This window comes from Pseudomonas sp. D4-21, assembly GCF_051132125.1.
GTDB lineage: Bacteria > Pseudomonadota > Gammaproteobacteria > Pseudomonadales > Pseudomonadaceae > Aquipseudomonas.
In genome coordinates this window covers 4,615,460-4,638,664 of sequence record NZ_CP071664.1, presented here as the reverse complement: position 1 = coordinate 4,638,664, position 23,205 = coordinate 4,615,460, and the positions used below count along the sequence as shown (strand labels likewise).

Genomic DNA, 23,205 nt, shown 5'->3' with positions numbered 1-23,205 from the left:
GAATGAATTGTCCGGGTCGCTTATTTTTTCGATGAATGCTAGCGTGCCCGGCCAAGCCTCCGGAGCCTGTCATGAGTGTATCGATCCGCCGCTGCGCCACTTTGCTGTTGCTAACTAGCTTGCCCTTGATGGCCGTGGCCGCGCCGATGCACAGTCAGTTCTTGCCGCCGGATGACCTCGTGGCGCGCCAGGAGCAGCCTGAACAGCAGCAGTTGCTGCAAGTCACCGAATACTCGGTGGTACTGGGCAACCAGCGCCCTTCCAACCAGCAGCCGATCCCGGTCACCTCACCATTGATGGTGCGCCTCAAAGGCAAACCGTTGAACAAGGGCGCGACCATCAGCCAGGTGATTCTCAATTTCGACGGGGAAAGCAAAAGCCTGAAGAAACCGGCGTACGACGAGGCGAGCAAGACCTTGACCTTGTCTTATCCACAGGCCCAGTACCGGGTGGTCATTGACCTGTTGCGCAATGACACGGTGTACGTGCAATTCCTCAGCTACGCCAACGGCCATATCTGGGCCGATCTGCACACCGGCACCGCACGCCCGCGTTGAGCCGCAACGCCCGCCGGGGGTAAACTGCCCGCCCCGTGAATTGTGCGAGTTGGAGCCGGCAATGCGTAAAGACAAGAAACAAGTGATTGGTGACGAGATTGGCGACGAACAGATCAAGCTGTTCCTCAATTTTGAACCGGTCGATGCTACGTCGCCGTCGCTGCACAAACTGATCAAGGCCTACCGTGGGCTGCGTGTCGACGACTTCGAGCGTTTCCTGGTGTTTTTCGTCGAGGCGGGCTACGACCTCGATGGCAAGGACGAACATGGCAATGATTTCGTTGCGCTGAACAAGGACCAGCGCAACGCCGAGGAATACATCGAGTTGATCAACAAGGCGCGTGGCTGATAGGCCGAGGGCCTGCCTGGCAGGTCAGCGGGAGCAAGCTCCCTCGCCACGAAAAGCTTCAAAAAAAAAGCCCCGCCCTCATTGAGAGCGGGGCTTTTTTTAGCCGACCGAATCAAGCGTAGCTTTGGGTCTCGCTGCTTTCTTCAACCAGTTCCAACGCAATGTTGTTTTGCGCATTGATCTTGCGATACAGCGCGGCATCGGTTTCCAGTACTTTTTCCCGGGCTGGGAAGATTTCCGCGAGCTTGGTGGCCCACTCGCCCTTGGCTTTTTCCGGGAAGCAACGCTCGATCAGTTCCAGCATGATCGAAACGGTGACCGAGGCGCCTGGCGAAGCGCCGAGCAGGGCGGCGAGGGTTCCGTCCTTGGCCGCCACCAGTTCGGTGCCGAATTGCAGTACGCCGCCTTTCTTCGGGTCTTTCTTGATGATCTGCACCCGCTGGCCGGCCACTTCCAGGCGCCAGTCCTCGGCTTTCGCCTCGGGGTAGAAGCGGCGCAGCGATTCCAGGCGCTGCTCCATGGACTGCATCACTTCGCTGATCAGGTACTTGGTCAGGTCCATGTTGTCCCGGGCCACGGCCAGCATCGGGCCGATGTTGCCGGCGCGTACCGACATCGGCAGATCCATCAGCGAGCCGTGCTTGAGGAACTTGGTGGTGAAACCGGCGTAAGGCCCGAACAGCAGGGATTTCTTGCCGTCGACCACGCGGGTGTCCAGGTGCGGCACCGACATCGGTGGCGAGCCCACGGCGGCCTGGCTGTAGACCTTGGCCTGGTGGTGCTTGACCACTTCCGGGTTGTCGCAACGCAGCCACTGGCCGCTGACCGGGAAACCACCGAAGCCCTTGCTTTCTTCGATACCCGACGCTTGCAACAGCGGCAACGCGGCGCCACCGGCACCGAGGAAGACGAACTTGGCGTCGACTTCGCGGGTGCTGCCGGAATTGACGTCCTTGATGCTCACGGTCCAGCCGTCACCTTTGCGCTTGAGGCCGGTGACGCGCTTGCAGTATTTGATCTGAGTGTCCGGCGCGCTGCCCAGGTGCTTGAGCAACTGGTTGGTCAAGGCGCCGAAGTTGACGTCGGTCCCGTTCATGACGCGGGTGGCGGCGATGACTTCATCGGCCGGCCGGCCTGGCATCATCAGGGGCATCCACTCGGCCATCTGGTCGCGATCTTCGGTGTATTCCATGTCGGCGAAGGCGTGATGCTGGCTCATCAGTTCGAAGCGCTTCTTCAAGAACTCCACGCCTTTCTCACCCTGTACGAAACTCAGGTGCGGCACCGGGGCAATGAAGGATTTCGACGAGCCGAACGTGCCCTTTTTAGTCAGGTACGTCCAGAACTGCTTCGACACCTCGAACTGGGTGTTGATGTGCACGGCTTTCTTGATGTCGACAGTGCCATCGGCGGCCTGGGGCGTGTAGTTCAGCTCACACAGCCCGGCATGACCGGTACCGGCGTTGTTCCAGGGGTTGGAACTCTCCGCGGCACCCGAGTCCATCAGCTCGACGACTTCCAGGGAAATCGCCGGGTCGAGCTCCTTGAGCAGTACGGCCAGGGTGGCACTCATGATGCCGGCCCCTACCAGAACTACATCAACTGCTTCGTTATGCGCCATTTAACGCGTCTCCAAAATCTGCAGCACCAAATTGTCGGCATAGCGGCCAGGAAGCGGGGCAGGTCAGTTGCGCCCCAGGTATCCATGGCCAGGAATCGCCATGTCCGAATCTTCGCAATTTTTCGCACTCTTGCGGATGCATGCAGCCTGGCCTCTAGAGTCCCATGAACTCATTTAAGCGCAGGGCAAGCAATTCGACTTATGGCCGAGACATCCGTTCGTGCAACCAAATCCGTAGCGGACAGGCTTCAGGCGGCGGTTCTTGAGCGATATCCGGTCCTGTGTCGTTGGGCTGTTCCAGACGCTGATGGTGCTTGTTCAGACGCAAAACTCTTCATTTGCTCGCCACACTCTTGTGAAGTTGTGAAAACCCGTTTTTTCACGCTCTTTTGAAGACGTGAACCTCAAAAAAGGGCTGTCCCAGCCTGGCACCGGGCCCGGTTTGGTTGCCCCCATGCAATACATGACAGGCAAAACGGGCAGACAGCTCAGTGACCGAGCGTAATGACAGCTCTGCAGATTCGCGAAAAGCGGTGATTTGCCAGGGAAACAGCAAGCGCGCCAGCTTCACTCGATCTGTGTGGGCGGCTCTCTGTGGGCGGTGCGGGGTGCCAATACAAGCGCATTAGCGGCGTTGCGAGGCCCGATCAGGAGACGTCCTTATAATCGGGGGGAGATTGTAACGAAGAAACGCTCGGAAATGGTCGTGTTTTATGACTTTTATTAGCCTTGCGGTCAGAAGGCCAATAGCTGGCGGTTACGTACGCGAGTGCGAGGCGGTTGTACCAGGGCACTGGCAGGCAAGGGCTGGTGCAGCCAGTTGAGGCGGATCTCTTCGATTTCCACCCAGCCATCGCCCATGGGCTGCAGGCTGCACTGCTTGAATGTCTGGCAGCGGCCGGTACGGTCCAGCAGGGCGAAGCAACGATGATGCGGGCGCGGGGTAAACAGGGAGATGAGAAAACGCATGGTCAGGTACCGTGTCCGGGGAGCTTGGGGACAGCCTGACAGCCGGCCATGACACCCTGGTGTAAGGACCGTGACAACGGGGTGACAGGAACCGCCTATCCGGGCCCGTGTCAGACATTTCAGTATTCATCGAAGGCGCTGGTTCGCCGCGATGGCGCACCGCTATACTGCCGGCCTGTCTGTGCCCGATTCTGGAGAGAAGAGCATGTTGCAACGCCTGTTGTTCGGTTTGATCGCAGTGACCAGTCTGACCCTCGTCGGCTGTGCCCACAGCCCGCAACAACTTAACCCGGAGCCCAAGCTCAACGCCCAACTGGCGCCGGTGGGTCGCGGCCAGCCGGTGGTGGTCCGTGTCGTGGACGGTCGTCCGTCGCCGACCCTCGGCACCCGGGGTGGCTTGTACCCGGAAACCAGCGTGATCACGGTGCAGGGTGCGCAAATCCTGCCTAAATTGCAGGCCCAGGCCGAGGCGGCCGTGCGTTTGCTGGGCTTCACCCCCACCGCCAATGCAATGAATGCCCCGCAACTGACCGTGACCCTGGCGGAACTGAAATACCAGTCGCCCAAGGAAGGCATGTACGTGACCGAGGCGACGATTGGCGCGACCTTCCGCTCTGACGTGCAGAACGCCAATCGTCGCTACAGCGGTCGTTATGGCGCTTCGCTGGACCAACGCTTCGGCATGGCGCCCAACCAGGACACCAATACCAAGCTGGTCAGCGATGTATTGAGTGATGCCCTGACCCGTCTGTTCAAGGACCCGACCATCGGTCAGGTGTTGGCAGAGTAACGACTGAAGACCCGTATCCCCTGTGGGAGCGAGCTTGCTCGCGATAGCGATGGTTCAGCCACTTCGATGTTGGCTGATCCATCGTCATCGCGAGCAACCTCGCTCCCACAGGGGTTTTTTATGGGCGATAAATTCACGCCGCCTGGGAATAGAGCTCCAGCACGCTGATCCCGGTCAGCAGGTCCGTCTCCGGCAGATCGGCATGTGAATGGCCGCCGAGGGCGCAATACACCAGCCAGTGCCGGTCCTGCACGTTGAAGGACAGGCTGTCGACGAGGTTCTGTTGTTCGTCGCTCGGGCTGATGAGATAGAGGCGATCCTGGTTTTCGGCGTGCAGCATGACGGGTTCCGTGCGGGTTTGGAGGGCGACAGGGTGGCCTATCCATATGACGAAACCGTTACCGATGAAATTAATCCGCAAACACGCTCGCCCAAAAGCACCCAACCTTGCGAGGCATCGTTACCGGTCGGAAAAACCGACGCAGCACGCCAGGCTTTCGGTAGAATCCGCGCCCTGTTCGTAGGTCCCGGGCGCAAGGCGTCCGTTATTCGCTTGAGGTCTGTGATGTCGTTGCAATTGTTTTCGCTGTTCGCTGCCCACCCGGCCAAACTGATCAACCTGCTCGCGCTGCTGTTTGCCTGCCCGGGTGGCTGGGTATTGCATGCAACGCGCCGCCGCGAACAGCGAGCACGCGCCTGCCTCCAAGCGCGCAGTGGCGAAAGCAATGAACGATTCGAAGCCCTGCTGGACCTGGCCACCCAGCGCATGAACCGGTTTTTCTACCGGTTCGGCTTTGCCTGCCTGGGCGTCGCGCTGCTGATGTCCTGGATCAGCACGCAGCTCTGAGCGCAGCAGCTTCAGTGTCGAGGGAGCAAGCCCCCTCGCCATTAAAGCCGCTAAGCAATCACTGCTTTAAAGCGGCAACCCCGCCTTGACCCGATACTGATTACGCACCGGCGTTGCATATTGCAGCACCAGGAATGGCCGCTGTTCCGCCGGGCACGCATCCAACCGACGCTGCCATTCTTCCTGAGCCTTCGCCAGTTCTTCGGCACCGAACACTTCAGCCGCCGTCGGCACCTGCAGCTGCGGGTCGGCATCGGTCCATTGGGCGTAGGCCAGGTAGTGCACGGGGAACAGGCGATAACCGCCGAGAATCTGCCGGTCCATCTCCGCTGCCAACTGCTTGGTGTCCTCGAACAGCTCTGTAATCGGCGCGGAGAAGTTCACGTGGACCCGGCCTTTGTAGCCGGTGATGCCCTTGGCGATGCTGACGTCGTCCTCGCCTGGTGCCTTGGTGTAGGTCCCGGTGGTGGCGCGAATGTAAAGCTCCCGGGCCTTGGCCTGGTCGCACGGATCATATTCGTAGCTGATCGACACCGGCGTGAGGTTCAGCGAGCGGATGACCTCGCCGAACGGCTCGTCCTTGCGGCTCATGTGGAACATCTTGAGGATCGCCGATTCGGTCCGGTCATCGCCGTCCTTGGCTCGGCCCTCGGCCTGGGCGATCCAGATCGAGGCGCAATCGTTGCGGATCGAGTGATTGATGTACGCCGACAGCAACTGGTACGCCGCCATTTTTTCCCGGCGACCGCTGATGGAACGGTGCACGATAAAACTCTTGTTCAAGCGCATCAGGTCGCTGACAAACGGCTTTTGCAGCAGGTTGTCGCCGATGGCGATGCGCGGGGTCGGCAGGCCCGCGTGGTAGACGGCGTAATTGACGAATGCCGGGTCCATCACGATATCGCGGTGGTTGGCGATGAACAGGTACGCGTTGCCGGACTTGAACTGCTCCACCCCCGTGTAGGTCACGCCATCGGTGGCGCGTTCGATGGTGTGGTCGACATAGAACTCCACTTTGTCCTGCAACGTGGCGACCGATGTCACACCGGCGAACTCTCGACGCAGCTTCTGCGCTATAAGGGGTTTGAGCATCCAGCCGAAAGCACCGGCCAGGCGCGGGAAGCGGAAGTGGGTGAGGATATCTAGAAACGCCTTATCGCTGAGCAGCCGTGCCAGCACCGCTGGGACTTCACTGTCGTCGTAAGGTCGGATGGCATCGAATTCGCCCATCATGCTCTCTTGTTGGAAACGGCTAGGGTAAGTAAAGGTTCGATAAATAGCGCCAGGGCACGGCCAGGAAGACAGTCCAGGCAACAATAGCCCTGCAAATAGACCGGCGATTATACGCACAAGTCACTCGGGAGACCGCGATGCTGGAAGCTGCTGAATATGAATGTCCATATTGTGGAGAAGAGGTCGAGACTTCATTGGATCTTTCCGGTGGCGACCAGACCTATATCGAGGATTGCCAGGTCTGTTGCCGGCCGATCACTTTCGTACTACAGGTACACGATGAAGAATGGCACCTCGAGGTCTTCAGCGAAAACGAATGAGGGGCGGCCATGCAGCGAATCTACGAACTGGAAAACCTGATGGAAGGCGAATTGCTGCAAGGCATGCTCGCCAGCGAAGGCATCACCGCGCATCTGGTGGGACGTGACCTGGTGGGGGGCGCAGGGGAATTGCCGATGCATGGCTTGCTGGGGCTGGCGGTGGACGATGAACAGGCGCAATACGCCCAGGAACTGATCGCCGCCTACAATGCCGCGCTGCCGGTGCCCGGCGATGAGCCGGACAGTTACCCCGGAACGCTGGTCTGTTAGGCTCTGTACGAAATGTATCCGCACTCACCCATACTGCGTTGAAACGGGGCTCGGAATGCTCATGTACTCCAGTACACTGCGCTTCCTCGCCCCGTTTCGCCTTGTCTGGCCTTCGCGCGAACACATTTCGTACAGACCCTAGGCTGGCCGCCGTTTGATAGGAGAGTCGTGTTACCCCATGTGTGGACGTTATGCCCTGTTTCGCTGGAACCCCGCCTTTGCGGCCTTGCCTGGCTTCCCTGCCGACCAGAAGGCCCAATGGAACATATCGCCCAATGATTCGGTTCTGATGCTGCGGGCTGGCGCCGATGGCCAGCGCGAATTGGCCCGCGCCCGTTGGGGGCTTACGCCGCCGTGGCTGACGGACCTGTCCCGGACCCCGGCCCATGCTCGGGCCGAAACCGTCGCCGAGCAACCGATGTTCCGCGAGGCCCTGCGGTTGCGTCGGTGTCTGCTGCCGGCCAACGGGTTCTACGAATGGCGCGGTGGTTCGCGTAAACGCCCCTATTGGCTGACGCCGGGGGAAGGTTCGTCGCTGTTTTTTGCGGCGATCTGGGAAGCGTATCCGGTGCAGGAACAGGTGTGGTTGAGCACCGCCGTCATCACCCAGCCGGCGGCCGGTCAGCGGCGTCCGTTGATTCTGGATGAAGAAGGCCAACGGTTGTGGCTCGACCCCGAGACACCCTTGCATGCCTTGCAAGGGCTGCTGGCGAGCGAGCCTGCGCAACTGCGCGAGCGGGTGCTGGCCAACATGGTCAACGACCCGAAACTCAATGGGCCGGAGTGCCTGACGCCGGCTTGAGGTTTGTGATGGCTGTGCAGGCCTCATTGCGAGCTTGCTCGCAATGAGGTGCTTGGGTCAGACCCTGAACTGATTGATCAACCGCCGCTGCTGCTCCGCCAACTTGGTCAGCCCGGCACTGGCCGCGCTCGACTCGTCGGCGCCGCTGGCCACTTCGTTCGCCACTTGGCCGATGTTGATCACGTTGCGGTTGATGTCATCAGCTACAGCGCTTTGCTCCTCGGCGGCGCTGGCGATCTGGGTGTTCATGTCGTTGATGACCGACACCGCCTGGGTAATCGTCTCCAGCGCCTGGGCTGCCTTGGCTGCGTGCTGCACGCTTTCATCGGTGCGGTGCTGGCTGTCTTCCATGACGCGCACCACATCGCGGGTGCCCTGTTGCAACTGCTGGATCATCGGCTGAATTTCTTCCGTGGCCTGCTGCGTCTTCTGCGCGAGGTTGCGCACCTCATCGGCGACCACCGCAAAACCTCGACCTTGTTCACCGGCCCGAGCCGCTTCGATGGCCGCGTTGAGGGCCAGCAGGTTGGTCTGCTCGGCGATCCCGCGGATGGCCGTGAGGATCGCGTTGATGTTCTCGCTGTCCTTGGCCAGGGTTTGCACCACGCCCACGGCCTTGCCGATTTCCACGGCCAGCGCGCCAATGGAGGTGGAGGTGTCGCGTACGATCTGCATGCCCTGGCTGGCGGCCTGGTCGGCGTGACTGGCGGCTTGGGCGGCCTGGGTCGCATTGCGGGCCACGTCCTGGGCGGTGGCAGTCATTTCATGCACGGCGGTGGCGACCTGATCGATCTCCGACATCTGCTTGTGCACGCCCTGGTTGGTGCGGATCGCGATGTCGGCGGTGTGCTCCGACGAATCGCTGACACTCTGCACCGAGGTCACCACTTGGGTAATCATCCCCTGCAATTTGCCGAGGAACGTGTTGAAGCCCTTGGCGATGGCGCCCAGTTCATCGGCGCGGTCGCTGGTCAATCGGCGAGTCAGGTCGCCCTCGCCCTGGGCGATGTCATCGAGCATCGCCACCATTTGCTTGAGCGGCCGGGCGATGCCGTGGCCCACCAGCCAGATCACCAGCAGGCCGATGGCGGCAATCGCCAGGCCGACCATGGCCATGCCGAAAATGTCGGTCTCGCGCTGATCGTCGAGGTCCTTCTGCAAGGCTTGCAGATCTGCCATCACTGCGTTCAACGGCAGTTGCATCATCAGCGTCCAGCGAGCGCTGGTCTCGCCGATGCCGAACGGCATGTACACCTCGATGTGACCGTGGGCTTCGTCGACGTCGTAACGCACTTCGCCAGCGCCAAGCTTGGCCAGGTTGTCCAGCTCGTTGGCGTCCAGCAGGTCGCTGGCTTTTTCCCCGAGCTTGCTTGGGTCCTTGGTGAAGGCCACCAGGCGATTGTTGCTGGCGAGCAAGGCCATTTCCCCGGCGCCGTCGTACAGCTTGGCGTCAGCGGCAACGAGCATGTCCTGGATGAAGTTCACCGACAGGTCGGCGCCGACGATGCCCTGGAATTTACCATCGATGAGGATCGGTTCGATGAAGGAGGCCAGCATGGTCATGGTGCTGCCGACGCGGTAGGGCGCCGGGTCGATCACGCAGGCTTTCCTGCTGTCCTGGGAGCACAGGTAGTACTCGCTGGCACGAATGCCGGTGGACAGCAGTTTCTGGTCAGTCACGTCGGCGAGCTTTTCCAGGCCCAAGGTGCCGTCCTGGTTGCGAAACCACCACGGCAGGAAGCGCCCATTGGTTTCCATGCCGAGCACCTGGCTGTTCACATAGTTGACGTCGTCGTGGTCGATAGCGTTCGGTTCCCAGGCGATGTAGGCACCCAGGACCTTCGGGTTGCGCACCACGGACTCGCGCAACAGGCTGATCATCTGCTCACGGGGCATCTTCAATAACGGGTTGCCGTCCGTGCCGTTCATGCCCATCAGGGCGTTAGTCGTCGCCAGTCCTCGGGCAAGCAACAGCGGTGCTTCAAGCTCGCGTTGGATCAGGCTGGCCTGGGTGCGGGCGAGCGCACTGAGGCGTTGTTCGATGAGTTGCTCGAATTGCGCCTTGGTCCGTTGTTGCACCATTTCCTGGGTACGGGCGCCGGCGAACAATGCGTACAGCACCAGGGCACCAACAACGCTGAGGACGATGGCACCGGCCAGGGCGGCAACGGAAAACTGGATCGATTTGAATTTCATAATGGCTCCGGACCCGGAAATGACGTCTGGTATCTGTATCGGCATTTCCGCGGGCGGGCATGAGGCGCTGTTCGTCGGGTGACTGTATTGGTTAGGTGGGAGTCGTAAAAGGATGAGTGGGACCTGTCCGAAAAAACTGTAATCGCTCGCTGTGTATCTGGCGCCGATACAAATCAAAGCCTAGGATACGCCCACGATTCCATGGAGCTTCTTTTGTATGAACAAGACTTTGATGGTGAGCGCTCTGGGCGCGGCTCTGCTGCTCGCCGGTTGCCAGTCAGTCAACACCACCAGCGGCGGAGCCGTGGGCGTGGAGCGCAAGCAGTACATGTTCAGCATGCTGTCGACCGCCGAGGTCAACCAGATGTATGCCCAGTCCTATCAGAAGACGTTGGGTGAGGCGAGTGCGCAAGGTGCCCTGGACAAGACCAGTAGCGACGCCAAGCGCCTTCAGGTCATTGCTGATCGTTTGATCGCCCAGGCGCCTGTGTTCCGTCCGGATTCGGCGCAGTGGAACTGGGAAGTGAACCTGATCAAGAGCGATGAACTCAACGCCAACTGTGGTCCCGGCGGCAAGATCATGTTCTACACCGGCCTGATCGACAAACTGAAGCTGACCGACGCTGAAATCGCCGCGATCATGGGCCATGAAATCGCTCACGCTTTGCGCGAGCACGGCCGTGAAGCCATGTCCAAGGCTTATGGCATCGAAATGGCCAAGCAGGGTGCCGGTGCGATATTCGGCCTGGGCCAGGATAGCCTGGCGTTGGCCGACACGGTTGCCAACTATGGCATGACCCTGCCTAACAGCCGTGGCAACGAGAACGAAGCCGACCTGATCGGCCTGGAGCTGGCCGCCCGCGCAGGCTACGACCCGAACGCCGCGATCACCTTGTGGAACAAGATGGCCAAGGCTTCGGAAGGGGCACCACCGGAATTCATGAGCACCCACCCGTCCTCGAGCAGCCGGATCGCCTCGTTGCAGGCGGCGATTCCGAAGGTGATGCCGCTTTATCAGCAAGCCAAGAAGTAACCACCGTCATGTGGTGAAGTTTTTTTTGTGGCGAGGGAGCAAGCTCCCTCGCCACAACAGCCTCAAACCCACCCACTGCTCTGCATCGCCTTGTACACCGCAACGATCGCCAGGATGAAAAACGCCGAGGCGGCCAGGCGGCGGATGAGGGCCAGGGGCAGTTTCTCGGCGGCAAAGTTGCCAGCCAGTACCACCGGCACGTTGGCAATCAACATGCCCACGGTGGTGCCAATGATCACCAGCCACAGTTCCGGGTATTGCGCGGCGAGCATCACCGTCGCGATCTGGGTCTTGTCACCGATTTCCGCCAGGAAAAACGCGATCAGCGTGGTCAGGAAGGGGCCGAACTTGCGGGCCGTATTCGCCTCTTCATCGTCGAGCTTGTCCGGCACCAGGGTCCAAAGGGCCGTGGCCGCGAAGCTTGCCGCCAATATCCAGTGCAACACCGCATCGGAAAAGAACCCGCTGACCCAGGCTCCTACCGCGCCCGCGGCCGCATGGTTGGCCAGGGTCGCGGCGACGATGCCAGCGATGATCGGCCACGGCTTGCGAAAGCGAGCAGCGAGGATAAGCGCAAGCAGTTGCGTCTTGTCGCCGATTTCGGCCAGTGCAACGATGGCGGTGGGAACAAGGAAAGAGTCCAGCATCAGGTAATTCCTAAGAGGGGCGGGTCGACACGGCTATGACACGTACAGCCTTCCCGCCCCGGGTAAGGTGTGCGTGTCATAGGTCTTGTCAAACCCAGCGACCATCTGCGTGGACGCTTGGGCCGCATACGCCATGGTCTGCTGACCAAGTATGTTGACGTATGCCGGGCGAGCAGGGCGCTCGCGGGAGACTACTCCCCTAGGACGGTGCGGATTCTGCCTAGGCAAATCCGATTGGGCAAGCGCTGTTTCTCAAAACGCTTCAGCCGCGCTTGGCCCGGTAGATGCGAAAGCCTTGGCCCTCGGCCTTGATCGCGCAGGGGCCCAGGTGCTCTTCGATCAGCGGCTGATACTTGAGGAAACTGTTCGCAACCAGGCGCAGTTCGCCGCCGTTTTTCAGATGTTTGGCCGCTTTTCGCAACAGGTTTTCGGTCGCGTGGTAGTCGGTGTGTACGCCGACGTGGAACGGCGGGTTGCTCAGAATCGCGTTCAGGCCCATGGGCGCGGCGTCGATCCCGTCACCCGTCAGCACTTCGGCTTCCAGGCCATTGGCGGCCAGCGTCAATCGACTGCTGGCGGCGGCGAAGGCATCCACGTCCAGTAGCGTCACGGTGTTATGGGGATAGCGCCGCTTGACCGCCGCCCCCAGCACGCCGGCGCCGCAGCCGAAGTCCAGCAGGTGGCCGCTGGGCAGCTTGTCAAGATGCTCCAGCAACAGCGCGCTGCCGCGATCAAGGCGGCCGTGACTGAAGACTCCCGGCAAACTGATGACCTTGAGCGGGCCCTCGACCAGTGGCAGTTCATAGGTTTGCGCGAGGCTTTCCAGCGGCTTGGCTTCAGGGACGTTGGCGACGGTGACCTGCCACAGTTGGCAATGCCGTGCGCTGTCGAGCTTGCGCGGCTTGCCAAAGGGGTTGAGCTGCTTGGAAGCGCCTTCGATGCCGCTGCGCTTTTCCCCCACCAGATACACCTCGCGCCCAGCCAGGCGCGCGGCAACGGCGTTGAGGATGTAGTCGGTCAGGTCCTTGGCCTTGGGCAGGAAGACCACGGCAGCGTCGAACGAAAGTTCGGGTACATTCACGCCAAAATGGCTGCGCCCTGGGAAGCGGGCATCCAGGGCCGCCTGGTCGCCGGCATGCCAGCACCAGCCATGGGCCTCGGGCAAGCGGCCAAGCAGGTCGTCGGCTGGGAGCCCGGCCAGCAGGACCGGACCCTGGAATAACTCGGCCTGACGAAGCAGTACTTCACTGCGCGGATCCATGGTCTGCTCCTTGTTAAAAAGTGCGGCAGTCTATCAATTGACGACTCGTTGCGCTGTACCGCTGAAAAAGCCCCGGGCGTTTTCCGCCAGTTGGCCGACGATCCGTTGCCTGGCCTCGCGGCTGCCCCAGGCGTTGTGCGGCGTGACGATCAGCCGGGGGATATCACCTGCCAGCAGCGGATTGCCCTGGGTCGGCGGCTCCACGCTCAACACGTCGGTGGCCGCCCCGCCCAGGTGACCGCTGCGCAGCGCATCGGCCAGTGCCTGTTCGTCGATGAGGCCACCGCGTGCGGTGTTGACTACGAACGCGCCGGGTTTGAGCGACGCCAGTTCACGCGCGCCAATGAAGTGGCGGGTGTGCTCGTTGAGCGGGCAATGCAAGGTCAAGGCATCCACCGCGGGTAGCAGTTGGTCCAGGGCCACGCGGTCCGCACGGGCGGGCCTTCCTGGAATCTGCCCCAGCAGCACGCGCATGCCGAAGGCTTCGGCCAGCCGTGCGACGGCGCCACCCAGTTCGCCATGGCCGAGCAGCCCGAGGGTCTTGCCCTGCAGTTCGACGATCGGGTAGTCCAGCAGGCAGAACTGCGAAGCCTGTTGCCAGCGACCTTCGCCCACGGCTTTTTGATAGTCGCCCAGGCGCGTCGCCAGGTTCAGTAGCAGCATGATCGTGTGCTGGGCCACCGACGGTGTGCCATAGCCCTGGCAGTTGCTGACGACGATGCCATGGCTGCGGGCAGCGGCGAGGTCGACGTTATTGGTGCCGGTGGCGCTGATCAGGATCAGCTTCAGTTCAGGGTTGGCGGCCATCGCGGCTGCGTCGATCACGACCTTGTTGGTGATCGCCACCGTGGCGCCCTCGAGCCGGCCTGCCACCTCATCCGGGCGGGTGCCGGGGAACAGCTGCAGTTCGGTGAAGCAATCGCGCAATGGAGCCAGCTCCAGGTCGCCGAGGTCCAGTGAAGCGTGATCGAGGAAAACTGCGCGTGCGGTATTGGTCATCAGCTGTACCTGTCATGTAGAAGACTGAAGGCGTAATGTGGCGAGCCTATCAGAAGAGTTGCCGTGGCGAGGGAGCTTGCTCCCGCTGGCCTGCAAGGCAAGGCCCCGATACGCGACGAGCGACTGCTGCGTAGCCGAGCGGGAGCAAGCTCCTCGCCACGGATTTCATTCAACAAAGATTGTCGCCAGGAGCACCACCATGTACCTCGCCGAATTTCTCACTGTCGCCCTGATCCACCTGTTGGCCGTGGCCAGCCCTGGTCCGGACTTCGCCGTGGTGGTCCGCGAAAGCGTGACCCACGGCCGCCGCGCCGGGACCTGGACGGCGTTGGGGGTCGGCACGGCGATTTTCCTGCACGTGGGGTATTCGTTGCTGGGCATCGGCCTGATCGTGTCCCAGTCGATCGTGCTGTTCAACGCCTTGAAGTGGGCCGCCGCCGCTTACCTGCTGTACATCGGCTTCAAGGCCCTGCGCGCCCAGCCGGCCAAGGCGAGCCAGGAAAACCTGCCCAAGGAGGCAGGTGAGCGCACCGCTCGGGGCGCGTTTACCGCCGGCTTCGTTACCAATGGCCTGAACCCCAAGGCGACGCTGTTCTTCCTCTCCCTGTTTACCGTGGTCATCAATCCCCATACGCCCCTGGCGATCCAGGCCGGCTACGGTGTGTACCTGGCGGTTGCCACGGCGGCCTGGTTCTGCATGGTTGCAATGTTGTTCAGCCAGGCGCGGGTGCGTGCCGGTTTTGCCCGCATGGGCCATTGGTTCGACCGGACCATGGGCGCCGTGCTGATCGCCATCGGCGTGAAACTGGCGTTTACCGAGGCCCATTGAGCGAGTTGAGCGAATCCTGATGATGGCTCAAGGCTAGTGTTTGCGGGCGGATCAAATCATTCCTTCGGCTGATTTGATCCGCGGACAAGCGCTTTAAAGTGCTTACTTTTCCAGCCAAGACCGTGCAGTCAGAAAAAGGATTCCTATGTTGCAGACTCGCGTTATTCCTCCAGCCGAGGGCGTTTACCAATACCCGTTGCTGATCAAGCGGCTGCTGATGTCCGGCGCACGCTATGAGAAAACCCGCGAGATCATTTACCGGGACCAGTTGCGCTACAGCTACCCCACCCTGATCGAGCGCGTCGCACGGCTGGCCAACGTGCTGACCGAGGCCGGGGTGAAAGCCGGGGATACCGTGGCGGTCATGGACTGGGACAGCCATCGGTACCTGGAATGCATGTTCGCTATCCCGATGATCGGCGCGGTGATTCATACCATCAACGTGCGACTGTCGCCGGAACAGATCCTCTACACCATGAACCACGCCGAGGATCGCTTCGTGCTGGTCAACAGCGAGTTCGTCGGCTTGTACCAGGCGATCGCCGGCCAGCTGACAACGGTGAAAAAGACGCTACTGCTGACCGACCAGCCGGACAAAACCTCCGACCTGCCCGACCTCGTGGGCGAGTACGAGCAACTGCTGGCCGGCGCCAGTCCGACCTACGATTTCCAGGATTTCGACGAAAACTCCGTCGCCACCACGTTCTATACCACCGGCACCACGGGCAACCCCAAGGGCGTGTATTTCACCCATCGGCAGCTGGTGCTGCACACCCTGGGTGTGTCGACCATCATGGGCGCCATCGACAGCGTGCGCCTGCTGGGCACCAACGACGTGTACATGCCCATCACCCCCATGTTCCACGTTCACGCCTGGGGCTTGCCGTACGTGGCAACCATGCTCGGCCTCAAGCAGGTCTACCCCGGTCGCTACGACCCGGAGTTCCTGGTGGAGCTGTGGCGCAAGGAAAAGGTCACTTTTTCCCACTGCGTGCCGACCATCCTGCAAATGGTCCTCAACGCCAAGGGCGCCCAGGACACCGATTTCGGCGGCTGGAAAATCGTCATCGGCGGCAGCGCCCTGAACCGCAGCCTGTACGAGGCGGCGAAGGCCAAGGGCATCCAGCTCACCGCCGCCTACGGCATGTCCGAAACCGGCCCGTTGGTGTCCTGCGCCCACCTCAACGATGAGTTGATGGCCGGCGGCGAAGACGAGCGCATCACTTATCGGATCAAGGCCGGCGTGCCAGGGCCACTGGTGGAGGCAGCGATCGTCGACGGCGAGGGCCGCTTCCTTCCCGCCGATGGCGAAACCCAGGGCGAATTGGTATTGCGCGCGCCATGGCTCACCGAAGGTTATTTCAACGAACCGCAGAAGGGCGCCGAACTCTGGAGTGGCGGCTGGTTGCACACTGGCGACGTCGCCACGCTCGACGGCATGGGCTTCATCGACATTCGCGACCGCATCAAGGATGTGATCAAGACCGGCGGCGAATGGATCTCGTCCCTGGACCTGGAAGACCTTATCAGTCGGCATGTGGCGGTACGCGAAGTAGCAGTGGTCGGCATTCCCGACCCGCAGTGGGGCGAGCGGCCGTTTGCCTTGCTGGTCGTTCGTGAGGGGCACCAGATCGGGGCTCGCGAGCTCAAGGAGCACCTCAAGCCGTTTGTCGAGCTGGGGCACCTGAGCAAATGGGCGATCCCTAGCCAGATTGCCCTTGTTACGGAAATTCCCAAGACCAGCGTCGGCAAGCTCGACAAGAAACGTATCCGCGTTGACATCACCGAATGGCAGAGCAACAACAGCACCTTCCTTTCGACGCTTTGAGCGTCCTCGCCGTGCCCGAAAAGGGCACGGCAGCCCCACCAAGCAAGCGCTTGTCTTGTTAAATCGGAAATTTCAGCCATCCTTGCCGTGCCGACAAACGTCGGCCTGGCGAAGGACTGTTCCAGAGTGGTCGGGGGCTGCAAATCACACTTTAGAGGGATCAAGCCGTACTACCTGCTGGCTATAGTCCGCTCAAGGCTTTTCGGAATGGGACGCGCGTGCCAGCACGGCGAAGGGTTTCCGGAAACGTCCACTGCCATAACAATAAAACACATGGAGTTGCGTCGATGACCTCAGCAAACACTTTCTGGCGCCGGGCAAAACTGCCTCTGGCCGTCAGTCTTGCCTCCTCGCTCGCCGGCCCGGCATTCGGCGTCAGCTTCAACATTGGTGAAATCGAAGGCCAGTTCGATTCGTCCCTGTCGGTCGGCGCGAGCTGGTCCACGGCCAAGGCCAACCGCGACCTGATTGGTGCTAACAACGGCGGCAAGGGCCTGTCCCAGACGTCCGATGACGGACACCTGAACTTTAAACGTGGGGAAACGTTTTCGAAGATCTTCAAGGGCATCCACGATCTTGAACTGAAGTACGGCGACACCGGTGTGTTTGTGCGTGGCAAATACTGGTACGACTTTGAGCTCAAGGACGAAAATCGTCTTTTCAAAGACATCAGCGACAGCAACCGCAAGGAAGGCGCCAAGTCTTCCGGCGGTCAGATCCTTGATGCATTCGTCTACCACAATTACGCGATTGCCGATCAACCGGGGTCGGTCCGCCTGGGCAAGCAGGTCGTCAGCTGGGGTGAGAGCACCTTCATCCAGGGCGGTATCAACGCCATCAACCCGGTCGACGTGTCCGCGTTCCGTCGTCCAGGCGCCGAGGTCAAGGAAGGCCTGATCCCGGTCAACATGTTCTATGTGTCCCAGAGCTTGACCGATAACCTGTCGGCTGAAGCCTTCTACCAAATTGAGTGGGATCAGACCGTCGTAGATAACTGCGGGACGTTCTTCTCCCAGCCGGATGTGATTGCCGATGGGTGCTCTGACAATCTGCGGGTGTTGAACAAACGATCCACCATTCCTGGTGCGTTCTTGCCGTTGCTGTCCGCAAACGGCGTAGACATCAACGAAGAAGGTGTGTTGGTGCGCCGTGGACCCGACCGTGATGCCAGGGACACTGGCCAATGGGGCGCTTCCCTGAAGTACATGTTCGAGCCGCTGGACACTGAGTTCGGTGCCTACTTCATGAACTACCACAGCCGCGCACCTATCTTTAGTGCGACCGGTGCGCCACAGTCCGTCTACAACGGTGCGCCATTTCTCGGCCCTCTGGCTCCGCTGGTCATTGCCGGCAACTCTCAATACTTTGTCGAGTACCCGGAAGACATACGCCTTTACGGCTTGAGCTTCTCCACTACTCTGCCCACCGGCACGGCATGGAGCGGTGAACTGAGTTATCGGCCGAATGCACCAGTTCAACTGAGCACCACAGATATCCTGTTTGCCGGGGTTCGTCCGCTGGGCGGTCCCGTGCTGGGCAACGCTTCGCTGCTCACCGGGGTACCGGGCCAGGATCTGCACGGTTATCGCCGTAAGGAAATCACTCAATTCCAGACCACGTTCACTCACTTCCTTGACCAAGTCATGGGCGCCAGCCGTCTCACCCTGGTGGGTGAAGTTGGCGTGACCCACGTGGGCGGCCTGGAAAGCAAGTCCGACCTTCGTTACGGCCGTGATCCAGTGTTCGGCCCAGGACAGCTTCCTGGCGGCGCATGCGACCTGCTCAATACCTCCACCGGAAACGGCGCGGGCTTGCCTGGCAGCACCGGCTTGAATACCAACTGCAACAACGACGGCTTTACCACCGCCACTTCCTGGGGCTACCGCGCTCGTGCCATCTGGGACTACCCGGACGTTTTCGCCGGTGTGAACCTCAAGCCCAACGTGGCCTGGTCCCATGACGTGAAAGGCTACTCGCCAGGCCCTGGCGCCAACTTCGAGGAAGGCCGCAAGGCCGTCAGCCTCGGGCTGGATGCCGAGTACCAGAACACCTATAACGCGAGCCTGGCCTACACCAACTTCTTTGGTGGCGACTTCAGTACCGTGGACGACCGGGATTTCGTGGCGCTCAGCGTCGGCGTGAACTTCTAAGCACCGTATTTCAGGACGACACACTATGAAAATAACAAAGAATCTGTTGCAAGTCGGAGCGCTGGGGTTGTCCCTGCTGGCGGCCAGCGTCATGGCCGCCGTGCCTGCGGCCGAGGCCGATAAGCTGGGCAAGAGCCTGACGCCGATGGGCGCCGAGATGGCGGGTAACGCCGATGGTTCGATTTCGGCCTGGAAACCCATGGCCAAGAACGCCGGTAGCGTGGACGGCAAGGGTTTCCTCGCCGATCCGTACGCCAGTGAAAAACCGTTGTTCACGATCACCGCGCAAAACGTCGACCAGTACAAGGACAAACTCGCCCCCGGCCAGTACGCGATGTTCAAGCGCTACCCGGAAACCTTCAAGATGCCGGTCTACACGACCCATCGCGGCGCAACCGTGCCCGATGACGTGTTGGCCTCCATCAAGAAAAACGCCGTGAACACCAAACTGGTGGGCGGCGGCAACGGCCTGGAGAATTTCGAGACGGCCGTGCCGTTCCCGATTCCCCAGAGCGGACTCGAAGTGATCTGGAACCACATCACCCGTTATCGCGGCGGCAGCGTGACCCGCCTGGTGACCCAGGCCACGCCGCAGCCAAACGGTTCGTACAACCTGGTGTACTTCCAGGATCAGTTCGTCTTCCGCGACAAGATCAAGGGCTTCGATCCGGCCAACCCGGGCAACGTGCTGTTCTACTTCAAGCAGCAAGTGACCGCGCCGGCACGCCTGGCGGGTACCGTGCTGCTGGTTCACGAAACCCTCGACCAGGTGAAGGAACCACGCAAGGCCTGGATCTACAACGCCGGCCAACGCCGTGTGCGCCAGGCCCCGCAAGTCGCCTATGACGGCCCGGGTACCGCCGCCGACGGCCTGCGCACCTCCGACAACCTGGACATGTACAACGGCGCGCCGGATCGTTACGACTGGAAGCTTGAAGGCAAGAAAGAGCTGTACATCGCCTCCAACAGCCACAAGATCGATTCGCCGCAACTCAAGTACGCCGACATCCTCAAGGCCGGCCACATCAACCAGGACCTGGCGCGCTATGAACTGCGTCGTGTCTGGCACGTGACCGCGACCCTGAAGGAAGGCCAGCGCCATATCTACGCCAAGCGTGACTTCTATATCGACGAAGACACCTGGCAAGCGGCGGTCATCGACCACTACGACGGTCGTGGCCAACTGTGGCGCGTGGCCGAGGCCCATGCCGAGAACTACTACGACAAGCAAGTGCCGTGGTACGCCCTGGAAACCCTCTACGACCTGCAGTCCGGTCGTTACCTGGCCCTGGGCATGAAGAACGAAGAGAAATCGGCCTACGACTTCGGCTTCACCGCGTCCACCAGCGACTTCACCCCAGCGGCGCTGCGCCAGGAAGGCGTTCGCTAACCGCTTTGCCCGAGGCCGCATCCTCGAAAAAACGCCCCGACTGGTTCGGGGCTTTTTTTTTGCCAACGCATATCTTTTGTGGCGAGGGAGCTTGCTCCCGCTGGACTGCGAAGCAGTCCCAGATCAAACCCTCCCACGGTATCCGATAAGCCAGGGCGGTCCGCTTTGGGGGGCGCTTCGCAACCCAGCGGGAGCAAGCTCCCTCGCCTCGACGGCGATAAACAATGTGTAGTCTTTTTGTAGCCATTTGTAGCACTCCCTTCAATACGTCCTCGTTTACGGCTAGTCTGCGGACATCTGCAACGCCGCCACCCGCATTCCAACAAGAGCCGGCCATGACTGATCTGTCTTCACTCCCGGATTCTTCCCGCGCAGCCTTCGCGGTACAGGAAGGGCGCTTTTATCGCCCCCCTTTGCCCGATGGCCACGTCGTGCGGCCGCGGTTGTGCGAGCGCCTGAGCGCGGGGCTCGGTGGCCGGTTGTTGTTGGTGAGCGCCCCGGCGGGGTTCGGCAAGAGCTCGTTGGTGGTGGAGTTTTGCCAGGGTTTGCCGACGCATTGGCACAGCCTCTGGTTGGGGCTCAGTGCCAGGGACAACGATCCGGGGCGTTTCCTGGAGCGGTTGCTTGAAGGGCTCCAGGCGTTTTTCCCCCAGTTGGGCGGCCAGGCGTTGGGCCTGTTGAAGATGCGCCAGCGCCACCAGCCCTTTGCTTTCGAGGAATGGCTGGACGGCCTGCTGGACGAGCTGTCCGGGCATCTATCGCCACGGGCGCCCTTGCTGCTGGTGCTCGATGACTACCATCTCGCCCAGAGTCCGGTGCTGGATCGCTGCTTGCAGTTTTTCCTCAACCACTTGCCCGATGGGTTGCTGGTGCTGGTGACCAGTCGCCAGCGGCCGGACTGGCATCTGGCGCGTTTGCGCCTGTCGCGCCAGTTGCTGGAACTCAACGAGCAGGACCTGCGCCTGACCCACGACGAAGCGCTGACGCTGCTTCAGCACCACAGCAGTTCACTGCGTGGGGAAGCCTTGGAAAACCTGATCCAGCGCAGCGAAGGCTGGGTCGCCGGGCTGCGTTTCTGGCTGCTGGCTGCTTCCGAGGCCGGCAGCGAGGGGCGATTGCCCCAAGCCCTGCACGGCGGGGAAGGGCTGATCCGTGACTATCTGCTGGAAGAAGTCATCGATTGCCTGCCCGCCGAGGTGCAAGCGTTTCTCTACGACATCGCCCCGCAGGAACGTTTTTGCAGCGAGCTGTGCGATGCGGTGCGCGACGCCCACGACAGCCAGGAAATTCTCCAATACCTGGCGGCCCATCAGGTTTTCCTCGTGCCGTTGGACGAGCACGGGCGCTGGTATCGCTTCCATCACCTGTTTTCCGATCTGTTGCGCAGTCGGCCCAGCGCGCAAGCCATGGTGCCGGGCGCAACGTTGCACCTGCGCGCCTGTCGCTGGTTCAACGCCCAAGGCCTGATCGATGAAGCCGTGGAGCAGGCGCTGCGCGCCGGGCATCTGGACGTGGCGGCAAACCTGGTGCAAAACCTTTCGGAGGAACAACTGCTGGCCGAACAGAATGTCGGTATGTTGCTGCGCTGGAAAATGGACCTGCCCGACAGCCTGCTCATCAGCACGCCGCGCTTGATCGTGCTCTACAGCTGGGCCTTGGGCCTGGCCTGCCAACTCGATGCCGCGCAGGAGCTGGCCGCTCATTTGAGCCGCTTCCTGCCGGCCCCGTCGGCCACCGCGCATAAATCCATGCTCGCCCAGTGGCTGGCCCTGAGCGGCATCGTCGCCCGTGGCCGTGGCGATCGCCAGGCCACCCTTCGCTATTGCACCGAAGCCCTGGAAAGCCTGCCGCAAAAACGTTACGGCCAACGCCTGATGTGCTTGTCCACCTTGTCGAACCTGGCGATTGCCGACGGCGACCTGTGGCGCGCCCGGGCGCTGAACCGCGATTCCCTGGAACTGGCGCAGCGGGTCGGCAACCCACTCTTCGAGGCTTTGGCCCATTACGATCGCGCCCGGGTGTTGCAGGCCCGAGGGGAAATCCTGAGGGCGCTCGATGAGGTGAAACAGGGCTTGCAGCGCTTGCACGCGCTCTCGCCTCAACGGTTGTATGCGGTGCGCGCGCGACTGGTCCTGTACGAAGGTTTCCTGTTGACGCTGCGCATGCAATCCACGGCCGGGTTGGCGCGGTTGCAGGCAGGCCTCACTGAAGCCCGTGCCTGCCGGGATATCAGCGTGTTGATCGGCCATTGCGTGATCGCCCGCGTCGAAGGCCACGCGGGCGAATTTGCCCGAGCCTTTGCCGAACTGGCCGAAGCCGAGCGCCTGATGCATATCTGGGATGTTCCGCCGGTGTACTACCTGGCGATGATCACCCTTGTGAAATGCGAGCTCTGGTTGGCCCAGGGTCGCACTGAACTGGCCGAAGCCTGGCTGGCGCGGCTGGGGCAGACCTACACCGGCGAACGGGCCGCCGCGCCACCGGAATTCCATCCGCAACTGCCGCTGCATGTCGAGCTGCAACAAGCCCTGCTGGAGTCCATCCGCGGCCAGCCGATGCAGGCTGAAGGGCGGCTCGATGCATTGCTCCAGCACGCCCAGCAAACCGGACGGCAGATGCTCGCCGTGATGGTGCTCAACCAGAAAGTCGCCTTGCTGCTGAGCGTGGGCCGCGAACCCGATGCGCGCGGCACATTGGCCGAGGCTTTCGAAGCCGCCATCGGGGGGGCGCTGCAGCCATTTGAATGGTTGTTCAAGGAGCGTCCCGAATGGTTGCGTGAGCAACTGCTGCAAGCGCCGCACAGCGAGGTGCGTCAACAGTTGCTCGATCGTTTACCGTCGACGGTACTGCCTGTCGAGGCCGCGCCATCGGTGGAGACCCTCAGCAGCCGGGAGCGAGCGGTGCTGCAACTGATTGCCCAGGGATGTTCCAATCAGGAGATCAGCGAGCAACTGTTCATCTCGCTGCACACGGTGAAGACCCACGCCAGCCATATCAACAGCAAGCTCGGCGTCGAGCGCCGCACCCAGGCCGTGGCTCGGGCCAAAGCGTTGGGATTGTTGGGATGACGATGCTGTGAGAAACCTGTGGCGAGGGAGCTTGCTCCCGCTGGGT

At 61.3% G+C, this 23,205-nt stretch carries 21 protein-coding genes and 1 riboswitch; of the genes, 13 read left to right on the top strand and 8 right to left on the bottom strand.

From position 1 onward, the window contains the following. Positions 1–71: 71 nt before the first annotated feature. Both J3Q04_RS20820 and J3Q04_RS20815 read left to right on the top strand, forming a co-directional pair. Positions 72–557: a hypothetical protein gene (locus tag J3Q04_RS20820; RefSeq protein ID WP_420764083.1), complete on the top strand. Its 486-nt coding sequence runs from the start codon at positions 72–74 to the stop codon at positions 555–557. A gap of 61 nt (positions 558–618) precedes the next feature. Continuing rightward, positions 619–906 (top strand): PA4642 family protein, encoded by a 288-nt coding sequence (locus J3Q04_RS20815; protein ID WP_420764084.1) that lies wholly within the window; start codon positions 619–621, stop codon positions 904–906. Between the two features lie 112 nt (positions 907–1,018). Here J3Q04_RS20815 and mqo read toward each other — a convergent pair whose 3' ends face one another. Continuing rightward, complete coding sequence (gene mqo, locus J3Q04_RS20810) at positions 1,019–2,527, bottom strand: malate dehydrogenase (quinone) (protein ID WP_420764085.1); 1,509 nt, start codon at positions 2,525–2,527, stop codon at positions 1,019–1,021. A gap of 735 nt (positions 2,528–3,262) precedes the next feature. Beyond that, on the bottom strand, positions 3,263–3,496 hold the full coding sequence (locus J3Q04_RS20805) for a hypothetical protein (RefSeq protein WP_434609598.1): 234 nt from the start codon (positions 3,494–3,496) through the stop codon (positions 3,263–3,265). A 205-nt stretch (positions 3,497–3,701) separates the two neighbouring features. On the opposite strand from J3Q04_RS20805, the gene J3Q04_RS20800 reads away from it, so the two are divergent. After that, positions 3,702–4,286, top strand: a complete 585-nt coding sequence (locus tag J3Q04_RS20800; RefSeq protein ID WP_030138601.1) for a YajG family lipoprotein — start codon at positions 3,702–3,704, stop codon at positions 4,284–4,286. A gap of 133 nt (positions 4,287–4,419) precedes the next feature. Here J3Q04_RS20800 and J3Q04_RS20795 read toward each other — a convergent pair whose 3' ends face one another. Then, on the bottom strand, positions 4,420–4,626 hold the full coding sequence (locus tag J3Q04_RS20795) for a hypothetical protein (RefSeq protein WP_420764087.1): 207 nt from the start codon (positions 4,624–4,626) through the stop codon (positions 4,420–4,422). Positions 4,627–4,851: 225 nt separating this feature from the next. On the opposite strand from J3Q04_RS20795, the gene J3Q04_RS20790 reads away from it, so the two are divergent. Then, positions 4,852–5,133: a hypothetical protein gene (locus J3Q04_RS20790; protein WP_420764088.1), complete on the top strand. Its 282-nt coding sequence runs from the start codon at positions 4,852–4,854 to the stop codon at positions 5,131–5,133. Positions 5,134–5,199: 66 nt separating this feature from the next. Here the strand turns inward: J3Q04_RS20790 and J3Q04_RS20785 are convergent, their stop codons facing one another. Further along, a complete protein-coding gene (locus tag J3Q04_RS20785; RefSeq protein ID WP_434609602.1) occupies positions 5,200–6,366 on the bottom strand; it encodes a 1-acyl-sn-glycerol-3-phosphate acyltransferase in 1,167 nt (388 codons plus the stop codon). Between the two features lie 137 nt (positions 6,367–6,503). Here J3Q04_RS20785 and J3Q04_RS20780 point away from each other — a divergent pair, with 137 nt between their 5' ends. From J3Q04_RS20780 to J3Q04_RS20770, 3 genes are all read left to right on the top strand, one after another. Further along, positions 6,504–6,686 carry a CPXCG motif-containing cysteine-rich protein gene (locus tag J3Q04_RS20780; protein ID WP_186612369.1) on the top strand — a complete coding sequence of 61 codons (183 nt, stop codon included), beginning with the start codon at positions 6,504–6,506 and terminating at the stop codon, positions 6,684–6,686. 9 nt (positions 6,687–6,695) lie between these two features. Further along, positions 6,696–6,956 (top strand): putative signal transducing protein, encoded by a 261-nt coding sequence (locus tag J3Q04_RS20775; RefSeq protein ID WP_434609604.1) that lies wholly within the window; start codon positions 6,696–6,698, stop codon positions 6,954–6,956. Between the two features lie 178 nt (positions 6,957–7,134). After that, positions 7,135–7,758, top strand: coding sequence for an SOS response-associated peptidase (locus J3Q04_RS20770; protein WP_420764091.1), 624 nt, complete (start codon positions 7,135–7,137; stop codon positions 7,756–7,758). 57 nt (positions 7,759–7,815) lie between these two features. Here J3Q04_RS20770 and J3Q04_RS20765 read toward each other — a convergent pair whose 3' ends face one another. Further along, positions 7,816–9,954: a methyl-accepting chemotaxis protein gene (locus J3Q04_RS20765; protein ID WP_434609607.1), complete on the bottom strand. Its 2,139-nt coding sequence runs from the start codon at positions 9,952–9,954 to the stop codon at positions 7,816–7,818. 217 nt (positions 9,955–10,171) lie between these two features. Here J3Q04_RS20765 and J3Q04_RS20760 point away from each other — a divergent pair, with 217 nt between their 5' ends. Beyond that, positions 10,172–10,987, top strand: a complete 816-nt coding sequence (locus J3Q04_RS20760) for a M48 family metallopeptidase (protein ID WP_420764092.1) — start codon at positions 10,172–10,174, stop codon at positions 10,985–10,987. A gap of 62 nt (positions 10,988–11,049) precedes the next feature. Here the strand turns inward: J3Q04_RS20760 and J3Q04_RS20755 are convergent, their stop codons facing one another. The 3 genes from J3Q04_RS20755 to J3Q04_RS20745 form a co-directional block, all read right to left on the bottom strand. Next, a complete protein-coding gene (locus J3Q04_RS20755) occupies positions 11,050–11,634 on the bottom strand; it encodes a TMEM165/GDT1 family protein (RefSeq protein WP_039592168.1) in 585 nt (194 codons plus the stop codon). 90 nt (positions 11,635–11,724) lie between these two features. Next, positions 11,725–11,846: riboswitch (yybP-ykoY riboswitch) on the bottom strand. 50 nt (positions 11,847–11,896) lie between these two features. Further along, positions 11,897–12,895: a methyltransferase gene (locus J3Q04_RS20750; protein WP_420764093.1), complete on the bottom strand. Its 999-nt coding sequence runs from the start codon at positions 12,893–12,895 to the stop codon at positions 11,897–11,899. A gap of 33 nt (positions 12,896–12,928) precedes the next feature. Next, complete coding sequence (locus J3Q04_RS20745; RefSeq protein WP_434609611.1) at positions 12,929–13,894, bottom strand: 2-hydroxyacid dehydrogenase; 966 nt, start codon at positions 13,892–13,894, stop codon at positions 12,929–12,931. A gap of 199 nt (positions 13,895–14,093) precedes the next feature. On the opposite strand from J3Q04_RS20745, the gene J3Q04_RS20740 reads away from it, so the two are divergent. The 5 genes from J3Q04_RS20740 to J3Q04_RS20720 all read left to right on the top strand — a co-directional run bounded on the left by J3Q04_RS20740 (position 14,094) and on the right by J3Q04_RS20720 (position 23,159). Then, complete coding sequence (locus tag J3Q04_RS20740) at positions 14,094–14,723, top strand: LysE family transporter (RefSeq protein ID WP_434609613.1); 630 nt, start codon at positions 14,094–14,096, stop codon at positions 14,721–14,723. Between the two features lie 145 nt (positions 14,724–14,868). Further along, positions 14,869–16,551 carry a fatty acid--CoA ligase gene (locus tag J3Q04_RS20735; RefSeq protein WP_434609615.1) on the top strand — a complete coding sequence of 561 codons (1,683 nt, stop codon included), beginning with the start codon at positions 14,869–14,871 and terminating at the stop codon, positions 16,549–16,551. 287 nt (positions 16,552–16,838) lie between these two features. After that, the gene (locus J3Q04_RS20730) at positions 16,839–18,701 is read left to right on the top strand and encodes a DUF1302 domain-containing protein (RefSeq protein ID WP_434609617.1); all 1,863 of its coding nucleotides are present in this window, start codon (positions 16,839–16,841) and stop codon (positions 18,699–18,701) included. 25 nt (positions 18,702–18,726) lie between these two features. Next, positions 18,727–20,091: a DUF1329 domain-containing protein gene (locus J3Q04_RS20725; RefSeq protein ID WP_420764098.1), complete on the top strand. Its 1,365-nt coding sequence runs from the start codon at positions 18,727–18,729 to the stop codon at positions 20,089–20,091. 335 nt (positions 20,092–20,426) lie between these two features. After that, positions 20,427–23,159, top strand: coding sequence for a LuxR C-terminal-related transcriptional regulator (locus J3Q04_RS20720; protein ID WP_434609619.1), 2,733 nt, complete (start codon positions 20,427–20,429; stop codon positions 23,157–23,159). The last annotated feature ends 46 nt before the right edge of the window (positions 23,160–23,205 follow it).

What these genes read in the sequence shown, in the direction of transcription:
- J3Q04_RS20820 (WP_420764083.1), top strand. Translation starts at nt 72, where the DNA reads ATGAGTGTATCGATCCGCCGCTGCGCCACTTTGCTGTTGCTAACTAGC.
- J3Q04_RS20815 (WP_420764084.1), top strand. Translation starts at nt 619, where the DNA reads ATGCGTAAAGACAAGAAACAAGTGATTGGTGACGAGATTGGCGACGAA.
- mqo (WP_420764085.1), bottom strand. Translation starts at nt 2,527, where the DNA reads ATGGCGCATAACGAAGCAGTTGATGTAGTTCTGGTAGGGGCCGGCATC.
- J3Q04_RS20805 (WP_434609598.1), bottom strand. Translation starts at nt 3,496, where the DNA reads ATGCGTTTTCTCATCTCCCTGTTTACCCCGCGCCCGCATCATCGTTGC.
- J3Q04_RS20800 (WP_030138601.1), top strand. Translation starts at nt 3,702, where the DNA reads ATGTTGCAACGCCTGTTGTTCGGTTTGATCGCAGTGACCAGTCTGACC.
- J3Q04_RS20795 (WP_420764087.1), bottom strand. Translation starts at nt 4,626, where the DNA reads ATGCTGCACGCCGAAAACCAGGATCGCCTCTATCTCATCAGCCCGAGC.
- J3Q04_RS20790 (WP_420764088.1), top strand. Translation starts at nt 4,852, where the DNA reads ATGTCGTTGCAATTGTTTTCGCTGTTCGCTGCCCACCCGGCCAAACTG.
- J3Q04_RS20785 (WP_434609602.1), bottom strand. Translation starts at nt 6,366, where the DNA reads ATGATGGGCGAATTCGATGCCATCCGACCTTACGACGACAGTGAAGTC.
- J3Q04_RS20780 (WP_186612369.1), top strand. Translation starts at nt 6,504, where the DNA reads ATGCTGGAAGCTGCTGAATATGAATGTCCATATTGTGGAGAAGAGGTC.
- J3Q04_RS20775 (WP_434609604.1), top strand. Translation starts at nt 6,696, where the DNA reads ATGCAGCGAATCTACGAACTGGAAAACCTGATGGAAGGCGAATTGCTG.
- J3Q04_RS20770 (WP_420764091.1), top strand. Translation starts at nt 7,135, where the DNA reads ATGTGTGGACGTTATGCCCTGTTTCGCTGGAACCCCGCCTTTGCGGCC.
- J3Q04_RS20765 (WP_434609607.1), bottom strand. Translation starts at nt 9,954, where the DNA reads ATGAAATTCAAATCGATCCAGTTTTCCGTTGCCGCCCTGGCCGGTGCC.
- J3Q04_RS20760 (WP_420764092.1), top strand. Translation starts at nt 10,172, where the DNA reads ATGAACAAGACTTTGATGGTGAGCGCTCTGGGCGCGGCTCTGCTGCTC.
- J3Q04_RS20755 (WP_039592168.1), bottom strand. Translation starts at nt 11,634, where the DNA reads ATGCTGGACTCTTTCCTTGTTCCCACCGCCATCGTTGCACTGGCCGAA.
- J3Q04_RS20750 (WP_420764093.1), bottom strand. Translation starts at nt 12,895, where the DNA reads ATGGATCCGCGCAGTGAAGTACTGCTTCGTCAGGCCGAGTTATTCCAG.
- J3Q04_RS20745 (WP_434609611.1), bottom strand. Translation starts at nt 13,894, where the DNA reads ATGACCAATACCGCACGCGCAGTTTTCCTCGATCACGCTTCACTGGAC.
- J3Q04_RS20740 (WP_434609613.1), top strand. Translation starts at nt 14,094, where the DNA reads ATGTACCTCGCCGAATTTCTCACTGTCGCCCTGATCCACCTGTTGGCC.
- J3Q04_RS20735 (WP_434609615.1), top strand. Translation starts at nt 14,869, where the DNA reads ATGTTGCAGACTCGCGTTATTCCTCCAGCCGAGGGCGTTTACCAATAC.
- J3Q04_RS20730 (WP_434609617.1), top strand. Translation starts at nt 16,839, where the DNA reads ATGACCTCAGCAAACACTTTCTGGCGCCGGGCAAAACTGCCTCTGGCC.
- J3Q04_RS20725 (WP_420764098.1), top strand. Translation starts at nt 18,727, where the DNA reads ATGAAAATAACAAAGAATCTGTTGCAAGTCGGAGCGCTGGGGTTGTCC.
- J3Q04_RS20720 (WP_434609619.1), top strand. Translation starts at nt 20,427, where the DNA reads ATGACTGATCTGTCTTCACTCCCGGATTCTTCCCGCGCAGCCTTCGCG.